Origin of the sequence: Variovorax paradoxus (assembly GCF_030811855.1) — a bacterium.
Classification (GTDB): domain Bacteria; phylum Pseudomonadota; class Gammaproteobacteria; order Burkholderiales; family Burkholderiaceae_C; genus Variovorax; species Variovorax paradoxus_L.
This window is the reverse complement of the sequence record NZ_JAUSRN010000001.1, coordinates 588,585-602,068: the sequence shown is the minus strand read 5'-3', so window position 1 is coordinate 602,068 and position 13,484 is coordinate 588,585. Positions and strand designations below refer to the sequence as shown.

16 protein-coding genes are annotated in these 13,484 nt (G+C 64.8%); 7 read left to right on the top strand and 9 right to left on the bottom strand.

Annotated elements, in window-relative coordinates; translation table 11 throughout:
- Window positions 1-10 precede the first annotated feature (10 nt).
- From J2X92_RS03110 to J2X92_RS03075, 8 genes are all read right to left on the bottom strand, one after another.
- Window positions 11-391 carry a GFA family protein gene (locus J2X92_RS03110; protein ID WP_442480530.1) on the bottom strand — a complete coding sequence of 127 codons (381 nt, stop codon included), beginning with the start codon at window positions 389-391 and terminating at the stop codon, window positions 11-13.
- The gene (locus J2X92_RS03105) at window positions 391-1,182 is read right to left on the bottom strand and encodes an amino acid ABC transporter ATP-binding protein (RefSeq protein WP_307573280.1); all 792 of its coding nucleotides are present in this window, start codon (window positions 1,180-1,182) and stop codon (window positions 391-393) included. Before J2X92_RS03105 ends, J2X92_RS03110 begins: the two co-directional genes overlap by 1 nt.
- A 1-nt stretch (window position 1,183) precedes the next feature.
- Entirely contained in the window at window positions 1,184-1,978 is a 795-nt protein-coding gene (locus J2X92_RS03100; protein ID WP_307573278.1) for an amino acid ABC transporter permease, read from the bottom strand.
- Window positions 1,979-1,990: 12 nt separating this feature from the next.
- Entirely contained in the window at window positions 1,991-2,731 is a 741-nt protein-coding gene (locus J2X92_RS03095) for a transporter substrate-binding domain-containing protein (protein ID WP_307573276.1), read from the bottom strand.
- A 358-nt stretch (window positions 2,732-3,089) separates the two neighbouring features.
- Window positions 3,090-4,346 (bottom strand): NAD(P)/FAD-dependent oxidoreductase, encoded by a 1,257-nt coding sequence (locus J2X92_RS03090; protein WP_307573273.1) that lies wholly within the window; start codon window positions 4,344-4,346, stop codon window positions 3,090-3,092.
- 66 nt (window positions 4,347-4,412) lie between these two features.
- Window positions 4,413-6,164 (bottom strand): thiamine pyrophosphate-binding protein, encoded by a 1,752-nt coding sequence (locus J2X92_RS03085; RefSeq protein ID WP_307573271.1) that lies wholly within the window; start codon window positions 6,162-6,164, stop codon window positions 4,413-4,415.
- Between the two features lie 102 nt (window positions 6,165-6,266).
- Window positions 6,267-7,406, bottom strand: coding sequence for a saccharopine dehydrogenase family protein (locus J2X92_RS03080; protein ID WP_307573269.1), 1,140 nt, complete (start codon window positions 7,404-7,406; stop codon window positions 6,267-6,269).
- A 176-nt stretch (window positions 7,407-7,582) separates the two neighbouring features.
- A complete protein-coding gene (locus J2X92_RS03075) occupies window positions 7,583-8,365 on the bottom strand; it encodes a DUF899 domain-containing protein (RefSeq protein WP_307573268.1) in 783 nt (260 codons plus the stop codon).
- 221 nt (window positions 8,366-8,586) lie between these two features.
- Between J2X92_RS03075 and J2X92_RS03070 the strand changes: the two genes are divergently transcribed.
- From J2X92_RS03070 to J2X92_RS03055, 4 genes are all read left to right on the top strand, one after another.
- The gene (locus J2X92_RS03070) at window positions 8,587-9,036 is read left to right on the top strand and encodes an NUDIX hydrolase (RefSeq protein ID WP_307573266.1); all 450 of its coding nucleotides are present in this window, start codon (window positions 8,587-8,589) and stop codon (window positions 9,034-9,036) included.
- Window positions 9,037-9,227: 191 nt separating this feature from the next.
- On the top strand, window positions 9,228-10,490 hold the full coding sequence (locus J2X92_RS03065; protein WP_307573265.1) for an MFS transporter: 1,263 nt from the start codon (window positions 9,228-9,230) through the stop codon (window positions 10,488-10,490).
- Window positions 10,491-10,615: 125 nt separating this feature from the next.
- The gene (locus J2X92_RS03060) at window positions 10,616-10,912 is read left to right on the top strand and encodes a YciI family protein (RefSeq protein WP_307573263.1); all 297 of its coding nucleotides are present in this window, start codon (window positions 10,616-10,618) and stop codon (window positions 10,910-10,912) included.
- A 141-nt stretch (window positions 10,913-11,053) separates the two neighbouring features.
- On the top strand, window positions 11,054-11,611 hold the full coding sequence (locus tag J2X92_RS03055) for a hemerythrin domain-containing protein (protein ID WP_307573262.1): 558 nt from the start codon (window positions 11,054-11,056) through the stop codon (window positions 11,609-11,611).
- 32 nt (window positions 11,612-11,643) lie between these two features.
- On the opposite strand, the gene J2X92_RS03050 is transcribed toward J2X92_RS03055, so the two are convergent.
- On the bottom strand, window positions 11,644-11,901 hold the full coding sequence (locus J2X92_RS03050; RefSeq protein WP_307573260.1) for a hypothetical protein: 258 nt from the start codon (window positions 11,899-11,901) through the stop codon (window positions 11,644-11,646).
- 170 nt (window positions 11,902-12,071) lie between these two features.
- On the opposite strand from J2X92_RS03050, the gene J2X92_RS03045 reads away from it, so the two are divergent.
- From J2X92_RS03045 to J2X92_RS03035, 3 genes are all read left to right on the top strand, one after another.
- Window positions 12,072-12,428 (top strand): TA system antitoxin ParD family protein, encoded by a 357-nt coding sequence (locus J2X92_RS03045; protein ID WP_307573259.1) that lies wholly within the window; start codon window positions 12,072-12,074, stop codon window positions 12,426-12,428.
- Window positions 12,429-12,435: 7 nt separating this feature from the next.
- Complete coding sequence (locus tag J2X92_RS03040; RefSeq protein ID WP_307573258.1) at window positions 12,436-13,029, top strand: zeta toxin family protein; 594 nt, start codon at window positions 12,436-12,438, stop codon at window positions 13,027-13,029.
- Between the two features lie 120 nt (window positions 13,030-13,149).
- A complete protein-coding gene (locus J2X92_RS03035) occupies window positions 13,150-13,434 on the top strand; it encodes a hypothetical protein (RefSeq protein ID WP_307573257.1) in 285 nt (94 codons plus the stop codon).
- The last annotated feature ends 50 nt before the right edge of the window (window positions 13,435-13,484 follow it).

Here is a 13,484-nt window from a genome sequence, read left to right as displayed (position 1 = left end):
GCACGCAGGGTCATGCGGCCCAGCTGCGACCGTCATGAAGGGAAACTTCGACCCGTGCGTCCTGCACCGCGTCCACGCAGTGCAGGTTGACGTTGATCTGTTCGGGCGCCGATCGCGGATGGCAATGCGTATGAATGCCGCACGTGCTGCAAAAGAGGTGGCGTGCGCGTCCCGTGCCGAACTGGTAGCTCGACAGCCGTTCCCCGCCCGTGAGAAGGCGGAAGTGCTCCGCAGGCACGCGGTGGTGCAGTGCCGCCTTGCGTACGCAATAGCTGCAGTTGCAGCGCACGCCCTTCCACGACGCGAGCAGGAATTCGAAGCGCACCGCGCCGCAATGGCACCGCCCCTGCTGCCATGCGCGGGCTTCTCCCGTCGGACGCTCGCCAGCCACTACGCAATGGCCGGCTCGTGCGCGCCTGCGGCTGCCTTGAAGCGGCCCAGGAAGGCGCGCGTCGATTCCTGCTGCGGGTTGTCGATCACGATGCTCGGCGGGCCGCATTCGGCAACCACGCCGTCGCGCATGAAGATCACCTGGTCGGCCACCTCGCGCGCAAAGCCGATCTCGTGAGTGACGAGGATCATGGTCATGCCTTCCTTCGCCAGGCCCTTGATGACGCTCAGGACTTCGCCGACGAGCTCGGGGTCCAGTGCCGATGTGGCCTCGTCGAACAGCATGACATTCGGCTTCATTGCCAGCGCGCGTGCAATGGCCACGCGCTGCTTCTGCCCGCCCGAAAGTTTGTCGGGATAGTAGTCGGCGCGGTCGAGCAGCCCCACCTTCTGCAGCAGCGCCCTGGCCTCCGCCGAGGCTTGCGCTTTCGGGGTCTTCAATACCGTGAGGGGGCCTTCCATGACGTTCTGCAGCGCGGTCATGTGCGGGAACAGGTTGAAGTGCTGAAACACCATGCCGGTGGAAGCGCGAAACTTGGCGAGCTTGCGCTCGCTCGGCAGCGCCGTGTCCTTGCCGCTGAACTGGATCGTCTGGTCGCCGACGGCGATCCGCCCGCCGTCCGGAATGGTCAAGAGGTTGATGCAGCGAAGGAGGGTGGATTTTCCGGACCCGGAGGGGCCGATCATGGCGACCACCTGTCCACGTTCGATCTTCAGCGAGATGTCCTTGAGGACCGCCTGGCCGCCGAAGGATTTTCGAAGGCCTGCGATGTCGATCACAGCTTGGTTCATCTCAGGCTTCCTTGGCCGCGCCGTATTCCATGCGCTTGGCCCAGATCGTCACGGGCAGGAGCACGGCGAAGTAGGCGATCGCGATGAAGGTGTAGAGCTCGAGCGGGCGGTAGGTGTCGTGCGCGATCACCTGGCCCTGATACAGCAGGTCCGGCACGGCCAGCACCGAGAGCAGCGAGGTGTTCTTCAACTGCATGATCGATTGGTTCATCAGCGGCGGCACCATCTTCTTGAACGCCTGCGGAAGCACGACCCGGCGAAGCAGCTGCAGGCGCGTCATGCCCAGTGCCTTGCCTGCTTCGGTCTGGCCGGCATCGATGGAGATGATCCCGCCGCGGACGATCTCGGAATAGAACGCGCCGCCATAGAGCGTTAGGCACAGGGTGGCGGCGGCCGTGGCCGACAGTTCGAGACCGGTGAGCACGGGCAGCGCATAGTAGAACCACACCAGTTGCACCAGCACCGGCGTGCACCGGAACACCTCGATGTAGGCCCGCAGCGGCGCCGTGATGTACGGATTGGTCGAAAGCCGTCCCAGCCCCGTGACCAAGCCCACCATCAGCCCGAGCACCACGCACACCACCGTGAAGAGCAGCGTGTACAGCAGTCCGCTGATGAGCAGCGATCGGTACTTCCACAGCACGCTGAAGTCCCAGTCGTAACCGGCGGAAGCCGCGCTTGCGCCGGCGAAGTGCTTGACCAGGGCCCAGGCTCCGGCAAGCGCGAGAACCACCATCAGGGCAATGCCCAGTCGAGATCGCGACTTGGGCGACTCCTGCGATTCAGCGTATTCCATGGCAGGCGTGCTTCAGAACTTGATCTCGGGCGGAAATGCGCTGGCAGGGACGCCGGCGAGTTTTTCCATGTTCTTCAGGATCACGCTGCGGACTTCGCCCTTGGTGCGAACCTCGCTCAGCCAGGCATTGACCGCCGTCTGCATCGCGGGATCGGCCTCTTTGCGCAAGCCGATGCTCACGGGCGCGGTGTAGACCGGCGTCGGGATCTGCATGACCCCAACGTTGGCTCGCTTGGCCAGCAGCGGCTGCGCCAGCAGGATCACCAGAATCTGGCAGTCGGCGCGACCCGCCTGGAGTGCGAGCGTTGCGGAGCCTGAGTTCTCGAGGCGTTGCACTTCGGCCTTCGGGAGAATGCGCGTGGCCAGCTGGTCATGGCTCGAGCCCACGTCAACCACGATCTTGTTTTCAGGCGCGTTCAGCTGCTCCCACGTCTTGGTCGGGAAACCCTTCTTGCACACGGCGGTGTAGGTGTTGTCGAACAGGGTGTCGGAGAAGTTCACCACCTCCTTGCGCGCTGGCGTGGGCGCCATGCCGAACATTGCGTCGATCTTGTTCGACTGCAGGTCGAGCACCGCGTTGCCCCAGGTCGTTTCCACGTATTCGACCTTGGCTCCCAACTTCTTGGCCAGGTTCTCGGAAAAGTCGGGGCCGAAGCCTTCCCACTTGCCCGAAACGAGATCTTTGTTGAAATAGGGAATGGCGCCGGCAATCGCGCCCACCCTCAGGACCTTGGTCCGTTGAACGCGGGCCATCGAGCTTTCAGGCTCCTGGGCGGAGCTGAGGGTCAAGGTGCATGCGCTCGCCAGTGCGAGGAGGGTACGAAGGAACGCTCGTTTTTTAATCATGCTATCTCCAAGCAAAAAGCTCGCCATTGAACAATTGGAAAGAAGGCTTCGGCCGCGACTGAAGTCTAGGAGTCATGATAGTCACGAGCAATGTGACACTTCGTCAGGATGAGCGGAAGTTGTCGTCATACCGTCAACTCACACAGGCGAAACGACCGTTTTCGTCAAAAAAGCAGATGGATGTTCACCGCTCGCACCATCGGCAGGACCAAGGTTCCAGACCGGTGCGCTCCCACGTTGCAATCAAAGCGAGAGTCGCGACGGCTTAGCCTAAATATCGGGAAGCGCGGAACGGCGACGGATCGAACGCGCAGGCCTCGGCGGTCATCATCGATCCCAGGAGCGCGGCCGTGCCGGGGCCGGTATTGAAGCCGATGTGCTGATGGCCGAATGCGAGCCACAGGCCGGGGCGGCCGGGGCATTCGCCGATGATGGGTCGGCTGTCCGGCAGCGTCGGTCGGCTGCCGAGCCAGGCTTTCTCGTCCAGGCGCGTGTCGAGGGGAAAGGCCTCGCGCGCCGCTTGTTCAGCCAGGTCCAGTTGCACGAGGTCGGGCGGCGCTGCGCGATCGGCCAGCTGTACGCCGGTCGACAGCCGCAGGCCCTGTTCCATCGGCGAGAGCACATAGCCGCCGCCGGTATCGTAGACCGGGCGCCCGAGCGTGGCACCGCCTGCCGCCCCGTAGTGCATGTGATAGCCGCGCTCGAAGGCCATCGGTACCGACAGGCCCAGCGCTTTCTTCGCGAACTCCCGTGTCCAGGGGCCCAGTGCGAGCACGACGCGCGAGGCTTCGTGAGCCGCGCCGCCTTCCTCGGTCACGTGCCAGGCGTCGCCGGTGGCCGATCGTCGAAGCCCGCCGATCGAAGCCTGCAGGATGCGGCCGCCGCGTGCGGTGAAAAGCCGCGCATAGGCCTCGACCACCCGGCCCGGACTGTCCACCGATGCGGTATCGCGGATCCAGAGGGCGCGCGGGAACAGCGGCTTCAGATGCGGTTCGAGGTCGGCGAGCGCTCGCGCATCGAGTACTTGCGTCGAGATGCCGAAGTTCTCGAAGGTTTCGCGGGCGCGCTGGCTGCCGCGAAAGCCTTCCTCGCTGCGGTAGAGAAAGAGCCATCCGTTCATGCGCAGGCGATGCGCTGCGCCTGCCTCGACGAGCAGCCGCTGGTGCTCCGCCGTCGAAAGCCGGATCAGCGCGTCGAGCGCCGCGGTGGTTTCATGGAAGACGGCAGCGCGCGTGTTCGCAAGGAAGCTCAGCGCCCACGGCAGGTTCTTGGCAAGAAAGAGCGGGTCGTAGCGAAAGCTGGCAGCCTTGTTCTTCAGCAGCCTGGGAAGCGTGGCCCACAAGCCCGGGTGGTTGAACGGCATCAGCGAGCTGCGGGCAATCACCCCGGCATTGCCGTAGGAGGTCTCGCTGCCCGGTGCGGTCCTGTCGAACACCGTTACGTTGAAACCCCGCCGCTGGAGTTCGAGGGCACACGACACGCCGACGATTCCGGCGCCCAGCACGGCAACAGTGTTCTTCATCCAGGCCAATCAGTTCATTCGGCGAAAAGTCTATCGTGAACCGCAGGCCTCGCGGACTGTCGCGGACTACAGGTAGGCCACGTCTTCCGGCGCCAGCGCCAGGGGGTCGAGCTTCTTCCTGGCCAGCCATGAATAGACAGGAGGCACCCGGTCCGCGAGCGACTCGATGTGAATGTCGATGAGGCAGGGACCATCGAAGTCGAAGGCTTCGTCGAGCGCCAGGATCAGCTCGTCGGGCGTGCTGGCCGTCCAGGCCTTGAGGCCAAAGGCTTCGCCAATGGCCTGGCCGCGCGGCGGCAGAAAGTCGACGCCGAAGCATTCGTCGTGCCCCTTGAGCCGGTGCAGCCCCTTGATCCAGCCGAAGCAGCCGTTGTTGAACAGCATGAGCAGCGCCGGCACCTTCTTGCGCACCAGCGTCTCGAGTTCGCCAACGGCCATGTTGAAGGAGCCGTCACCGAACATGCCGATCGGCCGCCGGGTCTTGTCGGCATACCAGGCGCCGACCACCGCCGGAATCGCGGAGCCCAGGCCGCCGAATGCGCGCGGAATCACGAACCGGGTGCGGCGGTCGCCGATGCGCAGGAAGCGCGTCATGTACGGCGTGGGCGTGCCGGCGTCCGAGAGAATGTGCACGGCCTTGCCGTGTTGGGCGAGGCGGTTGCCGAACTCGCGCACGACACGTTCAGGCCGCAGCGGCACGTCGTCGAGAGTAAGCACGCTCTCCGCATGGTCCCAGAAGTTCGCGCGATAGGCGTTCAGGTGATCGACCCAGGGTGTGTGCCTGGAGGCATCGAAATCGGCAGGCGCTTGCTCCAGGATCTGCACCAGGGCCAGCTGCGCATCGGCGGCAATCGAGAGCAGGTTCTCGTAGTTGTTCGCAAGGCGCTCCGGGTTGATGTCGATCTGCACCACGCGCTGGTTGAGCGTCGACTTGGGAAAGGTCCACCCAACGGTGACGACGGAGCCCATGCGCGAGCCGACGAAGATCACGAGGTCCGATTCCTCCAGGGCGCGATTGGCGTGGGGATGAAAACCGTTGTCGCCGATCACGCCGATGGCCAGCCGATGGTCGTCGGGCAATGAGCCCTGGCCGGTGATCGTGTTGACCACGGGCACGTTGAGTCTTGCGGCCACGTCGGTCAGGGCGCTGCCCGCACAGGAGCGGTTCACGCCCCCGCCCGCGACGAACAGCGGCTTCGAGGCCTTGCGCAGCAGAGCGAAGAGTTCGCCCACCTTGCCCGGCGCGGGCGCCATCGGATACGCGGGGAAGGTCTTGCATTCGGGCTCGGCGTGCAGCGAGACCGTGGCGAGATCGATGTCTGCGAGCAGCATGTCTTCCGGGATCTGCAGGTGCACGGCGCCGGGTGTGCCCGAGCAGGCGACGCGGAACGCGCGCCGAACGATTTCAGGCAGCTTCTCGGGCGACTTCACCTGCACCGACATCTTCGTGACGGGCTCGAAGAGCCGGGCGCAGTCGAGTTCGGTGATCATGCCGCGGCCTTCGCCCGGCAGGGGGAGGTCGATGGTGAGCAGGATGACCGGCACCGACGACGCGTTCGACTCCGCCAGCGGCGGCAGCGAGTACATGGCACCGGCGCCCGAGGGGCATTCGAAGATGCCCGGCTTGTCGGTCAGCCGCGCATAGGCGTCGGCCATGTAGCCGGCGGAGCGCTCGTCGCGCGCCATCACGTGTTCGATGTCGCTCTCGCGACGTTGAAGCGCCTCGTAGAAAGGCACGTTGGTGTCGCCGGGCACACCGAAGAGAACGTCGACGCCGTAGTTGATCAACATCTGCACGAGCACGTCTGCACCACGCATGGCAAAACTCCAGTTCGGGATTGAAAAAGAAAGGACGAAAAAAAGACACCCGCGGCGTCGCCGGGGAGGGGGGCTCCCGGCCGCGGGACCTCGCTATGCCGCTCAGGCTTGCGCGAGCTCCGGGTGCATGGGGCTCATCGGCGATGCGCTTACGCCGAGGCCCTTGTAGTAGTGGCCCACGCGTGTCGAGAGAAACTCCTCGAGCCGAGCCTGCTCCTGACCGACGAAGCCGGCATGCGGCAGCTTGCCCTTGAGCACCAGTTCGAGCACGCCGACCACACCGGCGGCTGTGGTGAGCTCGATGGCGGTGCGCTCCTTGCCGCGTAGCGTGGCGCCAAAGACGCGGCCCACGCGGGTTTCCTGTTCGAACCGGCCATCGCGCATGCCCGAGGCCGAAGCGAACACGATCACCACGTCCTCGCGGCTGTGGGGCACGGCGTGCTCCAGCACCTGGCGCAGCAGGTCACGCCGCTCGATCAGGCGCAGGTCGTGCAACAGAAAGTTCATTGCATCGCGATGGCCCGGATAGCGGATGGTCTTGTAGTCGAGGTTGCGCACCTTGCCGCGCAGCGTCTCGCACAGCGTGCCCAGGCCGCCCGAGGTGTTGAAGGCTTCGAACGCCTCGGCATCCAGCGTGAAGGTCTCGTGGCCTTCGAGCGGCTGCACCGACACGAGCTGGCCGTTGACGATCGCATCGCAGGCATTGCAGTACTCATTGATGACGCCGTCGATGCTCCAGGTGAAGTTGTAACGTAGGCTGTTGGTGGCGTTGCGCGTCAGCGCGCCAACGCGAAGGCGCAGGTCGTACAGCTCGTCGAAGTGTCCTGCCAAGTGGCCGCCGAGCATGCCGACCACGCCGGGCGCAAGGCCGCTTTGCGGCATCAGCACCGAGGTGGCTTCACTGGACAGCTGGCGGATGGCGTGGGTTGCCGCCACGTCCTCCGTGAGGTCGAAGTAATGCACGCCCAGCCTGGCCGCCTGCGAGGCCACGCGCGCGGCCAGGAAGAAAGGCAATGCATTGATGACCACGGTGTGCAAGGCCAGTTCGCTCGCAAGCGCCGCGTCGTCTTCGACGTTCAGCGTGATTTGGCGTACCAGGGGATCGTTGGATGGCTTGCCGTCGCGCAGATCGGCCAGCGTCACGGGCACGCGGTGGTACTCGGCCACCATGTCCGCCACCGTGCTGCCCACCTTGCCCGCGCCCAGCACTAGGACGTTCTTGAGTTGTAGCTGTTTCGACATTTTGTTTCTCCAAGGAGCAGATGGCTCCATGAAGAAAAATGTAGAAGGGGTGGCTGGCAATTGCCAGAGACCAGATCGTCGAAAGCGCTGTGCGTTTCGCCGCTTTGACCAAGGATGCTGACGGTTTGAACGGTTGGATGCCCCGGCCTCCGATCAGGAGTTCGGAGACACGCCGCTCATTGCCCTTGCGCGCGGAACGCCGCTTCGCCGGCGTCCGACACCTCGACCCACATCTTGTCGGGCACTGCTTCCGCTTCGTAGTTGTCGTGCCAGTTCCACCACTTGTAGGTCGGCGTCTGCGGATAGCCCCGAGGCGAGTCTTCCCAGACCTCCTGCCGGCCGAGCGGCGTGATGTCCAGGTAGTTCCAGGTGTTGCCCATCTGCTCGTCGCCGCGGTTGTTGAGGAAGTAGGTGCGGAACACGCGGGCGCCATCGCGATAGAACACGTTGGTGCCGTGCCATTCGTCGACGCCGAAGTCAGCGTCGAAACTGTCGGTGAGGGTGAACCACGGGATCTCCCACCCCATGCGGGCCTTGAGCCGCGCGATGTCTGCCTGCGGTGCACGCGAGACGAAAACGAGAGTGGTGTCGCGCGCGTTCAGATGGGCCACGTGGGCCACCTGATCAGCCACCATGGAGCAGCCGCGGCAGGCGTGGTCGGGCCAGCCGAACACGCCCGGCTCGAAGAAGGCACGGTAGACGATCAACTGGCGCCGGCCTTCGAACAGGTCGAGCAAATTGGTCTTGCCCGCGGGTCCTTCGAACACATAGGTTTTTTCCACCGCCATCCACGGCATGCGCCGGCGCTCGGCGGCCAACGCGTCGCGTGCGCGGGTCTGGGCTTTTTCCTTCACGAGCAGCTGCTCGCGGGCCGCCTCCCATGCTTGCGGCGAGACGATGGGTGGTGTCTGCATGGCGCTCTGGCCGCCTTGGGCTTCGTTCTCGGCAGAGGTACTCATTGCTGGAATCTCCTGGTTGGGCGAATGTCCGCGCCTCATGCCTGAAGCGCGATGCCATCCGCTGCTTGCTCATCGCTCGTGGTCGAGCCGGGAAAGACAGTGTGGCGCGGCAGATCGAAATTTGGGAGTAACAAGTGTGGCGGGATTGCAGGGGAGCCGCAGGCCGCATGAACGGTGCACACGTGGCGCGCCAGCCGTCGGGTGGCGACAATTGGCAGGCTATGAAAACCACCTCTTATGGCGTGCTCATCTTCAACGAGCAAGGCCAGCTTCTGCTGGCGCATGCGACGGGCCAGAAGCACTGGGACATTCCGAAAGGCGGCGCAGAAGCGGGCGAGTCCGCGCCCGAGGCGGCCATCCGCGAAGTCCGTGAAGAAACTGGCATCGAACTGGCCGCGGATTCGATGGAAGAGATCGGCCGCATGGCGTACATGGCGCGCAAGGACCTGCACCTGTTCCGCGTTCTCTTGCACACGCGCGACTGCGACATTGCGGCCTGCAAATGCACGAGCTTCTTTCCTCATCATGCCTCGGGCGCGATGACGCCCGAGGTGGACCAGTTCCGATGGGTCGACATCGCGGACATACCGGCCTATGCCGCGAAGTCGATGACCGCGTTGCTGCGCAAGCTGCCTGGTTTCGACGCCATGCCGCCCGAAACCTCCGGATGAAGAAACGGCTCGGCATAGCTTGCTCTGCTACGATCTGCCTACGGGAAAACAGCCTCCCGTTCTGCAATGTCAGACGGTGTCCCGTCCAAGCGCTGGTGACTCACAACGGAGCTGTTCGTGGACACCGCCTTGCCTGACGCACCTCACTTTGCTTTCTGCGTGCCTGCACATTCTTGGATGAAGGCGACGCGATGAGTGCCACTCCCTTGTCCCGCCCTGCAAACGTCCTCGCACGCCTGCTGCCTGCGGGCGTCGACCCCGGCGCCTTACCCTTGCTTGCCGCCCGCGGGCTGCGCGCCTTTGGCGACGGGTACATGGCGGTGCTGCTGCCGGCCTACCTGCTGTCGATTGGGCTTGGAACGCTCGAAGTGGGCATCGTCAGCACGGCCACGATGCTGGGCTCCGCGCTCGCCACGCTCGCGGTGGGCGCCTGGGGCTATCGATTCGCGGGCGGGCGATTGCTTCGCGGCGCGGCCTTGCTGATGGCGGCCACGGGCCTCGGCTTTGCGAGCCTGTCGTCGTTCTGGCCGTTGCTGATCGTTGCGCTGGTCGGCACGCTCAATCCCAGTTCAGGCGACGTCAGCGTGTTTCTTCCGCTCGAGCATGCCCGCCTTGCCGCGGCGGCAAGGGGCCACGCACGTACGGCACTGTTCGCGCGCTACAGCCTGCTGGGTGCCTTGTGTGCGGCGTTGGGTGCGCTGGCCGCCGCCGTGCCCGACTGGCTCGTTCGCCACAGCGAGTTCGCGCGGCTCGATGCACTGCGCGGCATGTTCGTCGTCTACGGCGCGATCGGCCTGGCTGTGTTCTGGCTCTACCGCAATCTGCCGGCACAAGCCGGCGCCAGCGACGCGGACATCACGCCTGTCGCGCCGGCGCCTCTGGGGCCGTCGCGCCGCGTCGTAGTGCGGTTGGCGGCGCTCTTCAGTGTCGATTCGTTTGCCGGTGGACTGGCGATCAACGCCCTGATGTCGTTGTGGCTGCTGGAGCGGTTCGGCTTCTCGCTGACCCAGGCCGGCGTGTTCTTCTTCTGGACCGGCCTGCTCGGCGCGGCGTCGCAGCTTGCGGCACCGGTGGTCGCGCAACGCATCGGCTTGCTCAACACCATGGTCTTCACGCACCTGCCGGCCAACGTCTGCCTGGTGCTCGCTGCGGTGGCGCCGAGCCTGCCGATTGCGCTCGGGCTGTTGACGGTTCGCAGCGCACTGTCGTCGATGGACGTGCCCACGCGCACCGCCTACGTGATGGCGGTCGTCACCCCCGCGGAGCGCAGCGCCGCCGCGAGCTTCACTGCCGTGCCGCGCAGCCTCGCCGCGGCCATCAGCCCTACGATCAGCGGGGCGCTGTTTGCAGCCGGATGGATCTCGGTGCCGCTCATCGCCTGCGGGCTGCTCAAGATCTCCTACGACCTCGCGCTCTGGCGTGCCATGCGGCGCGATCGGCTCGACGGGGATTGACCTGGGGCTCCCGATCTCCGCCCTCGATATGGAGGTGGTCACGGCCGCGACTGATGCAACGCCGAAGCTGCGTTACACCCCCGTTGGAAGGGCGGGACAACTGCGCTTCTTTCAAGGAAACCTCGATGAAATACTACCTGTGCAAGTTCTTGCCTCCGCGCACCGATTTTTTGGCGACGATGACGCCCGAGGAAGTCGACCTGATGAAACGTCATGGCGCTTTCCTGAACGATCTGCTCGACAAGGGCATCGTGGTCGCGCACGGGCCCGTGGATGATCCGGCGGGAGGATGGGGCTTGTCGCTCTACCAGGTTGCCGACGACGTGGACGTCAAGGCCTTGGCCTCGCAAGACCCGATGGTGACCGACGGCGGTGCGCGTTACGACGTTCTTCCAATGCGCCATTTGCGTTCACGCGGCTGATTCTCTTCGTCTGCACTTCGCGCCTCGATGGACTTGCAGTGCCTCCCGCAACGGCGTAGAACCATGGTGTTATTGGTTCGACTTCGCAGCAATTTGAGCAATTTGGGATAAGGCAAGTCGCTGGTCCAAAGGAGATGAAGCATGTTGGCAGCCGAATGCGCGTGGGCCATCCTGCGCGCCGAGCACGCTCGCACCCGGGAGTTGTTGGCCCGACTTCACACCGTGATGAAGACCGAGGAGGACGAGGCGTGCGTGCGTCGGCGGGCGGCGTCCGCCATCAGGGTCATCGAACGTCTCGAAGCCTTCGAAGAAGCGACGCATCGCCCCAAGGGCGTCGTCATGCTGAACATGCTGCGCGGGAGGTCGGGCGAAGCCGACGAGCTCCTGGGTGAACTCGACGCGGAAAGCGAGCACTGCAGCAGCCTTCTCTCGCAGGCCAAGGCCGCCTTGAAGCTTGCCGAAGCCGGCGACATGGGCGCAGCCGCAAAAGCCGAGTCCTTGTTGCAGCAGCACCGCAAGCTCATGTCCGTGCACCTGGACAAGGAGGACACGCTCCTGCATTCGCACACGGCGCTGCTGCTCACGGCGGAAGAATGGGCCACCGTGGTCTCGTCCATCTCGAAGGAGGTTGGCGCTGCAAGGGAGCGCGAACGCCGGCGTCCGCCGCTGCACAGGCAGGTTTCGAAGGTTGCGTCGTGAGGGATTCGCCCGCCGGGGCGTGAAGGTGCACCCTACTGCGTTCCGATCTGTACGAACTCGCTGACCGACTCGAAGTTGTCGTCCGCCCACGTGCGCAGCGATTCGAGTGCCTCCGCTTCCGAGGCCCCGAAGGTCTGGTGGTGCTCAAGCGGCGTGGAGTTGACCTCGTCCGGCGCTTTCGGCGATCGGCGCTGAGGCATCCAGTACAGCGTCGCGGTGTAGCAGACGAGGTCCTGGGCAACCTGGACCAGACCGGTTTGGTGGCCAATCTTCAGTTCGTAGTAGGGCACGGATGGACCTGTTGGTTGGATTAAATGTGAACTTTAGTACTGTAATCTAGGAGCCGGCTTGGTGGTCGTTCAGTTGGCGATTGGGGATTCGGGACTTCCCCAGTCTTGATTACCTGCAGGGTTGCAGTTTGCTCCTTGCGGTTGCAAAATGGAACCTCAGGAATTCCTCTATGAGCCAGGCAGTCAAGATTTCAGACATGGAAATGAAGGCGCTGCGCGATGCGGCGCGGGTGAACAGCCGGTCGATTTCCGGCCAGGCCGAGCACTGGCTACGCATTGGGCGCGCCATGGAGCGCGATCCGCAAGTCGGCTATTCCCGGGTCGAGATGGCCTTGCGCGGTCTGGAGCCGCTGTCGCTCGATTCGCTCGCCGAAGCCGGGCAGGACGACTTCATCCAGGCCATGGCCGATGCACCCGCCACCGCCGTGGAAGAGGACTTCTGGCGAGACCGCCGCCGCCGCGGCGTGGGCGTGGGGCTCGATGACAAGGATCGACTGGTGTTCGGCACCCCCGCGGTGAAGCGTTGAGCACCGTGTGAGCCGTCCGACGATGATCATGTTGGCCGGCCCGAATGGCGCCGGCAAGACGACCTTCCATGAACTCGTCATACGCCCCCGGATCAAGGCGCTGTTCATCAATGCCGACCTGATCCAACGCGAGGAACTCGGCGATTCCTCGATGGCCGCGGCCTACCGTGCAGCCGCCATTGCCGAAAGCCGGCGCAGGCAGGCCCTGGAGAAGGGCATCAGCTTCGTCTCTGAATCCACGTTCTCCCATCCATCCAAGCTGGAACTGATCCGCGACGCCCAGGCGGCGGGATTCAGGGTCGTGGTCTATCACATCAACGTGCGCCGGCCGGAGCTCTCGGTCAGCCGCGTGGCGCAGCGGGTGGACGAGGGCGGGCACGACGTGCCCGAAGACAAGATCAGAGAGCGGTTCGAGCGCAACCAGCCACTGATCCGCGAAGCCGTGCTGCTGGCCGACCACGCCTTCGTGTACGACAACTCCGGGCTCAACATGCCGGCGCGGCGCCTCATCGCCTTCACCAAGGGCCAGGTGATCGCCGCCTCTGAGGACCTGCCGGACTGGGCCAGGGCGCTCTATGGCCCGGAGCTCGGGCTGGCTTGAGGCGCCCTCGCGTGCGCGTGCGCCCTCGGCCTACGCGGATCTTCGTTGCCGGCTGTGCAGGTTTGGCAAGAATGTGGCCGAAGCTCGCAAAACTCCAACCGCCCGACGAAAGGTCTTCTCATGAGCGCCAACGAGCCATCTCTCTCCGGACCCATTGCCGATGAACTGACGCCGCTGGAAATTTCCAAGGCGATGCTCGAGAGCGAAGAAGATCCGAACACCGCGCGGCCGCTCACGCCACTGGGGCAGGCCGCTTCGGGCCTGGCGCCAAGACGCGCCCGCTCGTCATGGGCGCTCGCTTTGCGCAGCCCTGCGACGGCGTGGTGCGCCATCGCGGGGGTGGGCCTGATCGCGGCGCTGGTCTACGTGGCGCGGGAACCTCGCCGGCCCTGGCGCGCGAGGTGACCGGTCCCGGGGTAGCGCTCGTTCTTGCTCGCTGGTCGCTTCAGGCGCAT